The sequence below is a fragment of the Burkholderia sp. SIMBA_062 genome (assembly GCF_046534765.1).
Lineage (GTDB): Bacteria > Pseudomonadota > Gammaproteobacteria > Burkholderiales > Burkholderiaceae > Burkholderia > Burkholderia ambifaria.
On the sequence record NZ_JAWRYD010000134.1, the window covers coordinates 1 to 383 of the forward strand.

1 protein-coding gene is annotated in these 383 nt (G+C 58.0%); it reads left to right on the top strand.

All coding sequences use genetic code 11. The annotated features are described in order from the left end of the window. On the top strand, positions 1–383 hold a 383-nt coding region (locus tag SB786_RS35730), incomplete at both ends, for an aldehyde dehydrogenase family protein (RefSeq protein WP_410731506.1).

The following is a 383-nucleotide window of genomic DNA, read 5'->3' on the forward strand; positions in this document are numbered from 1 at the left end:
GGCGAGCTGACTTCCAACCCGACCGTGCGCAAACTCTCCTTCACCGGCTCGACCGAAGTCGGTGCACAGTTGCTAGCTCAATGTGCACCAACCATCAAGAAGACCAGCATGGAACTGGGCGGCAACGCCCCGTTCATTGTCTTCGATGACGCTGATGTGGACGCAGCAGTGAAGGGCGCCATTGCAGCCAAATACCGCAACACCGGGCAGGCCTGCGTCGCTGCCAACCGGATGCTGGTTCAGTCTGGCATCTACGACACGTTCGCACAGAAGCTCGCCGATGCTACTGCAGCTCTGAAGGTTGGCAACGGCATGGACGAAGGCGTGGTTCTTGGCCCGCTGATCAATGATGAGGCGGTCAAAAAAGTCGAAGAGCATATTGC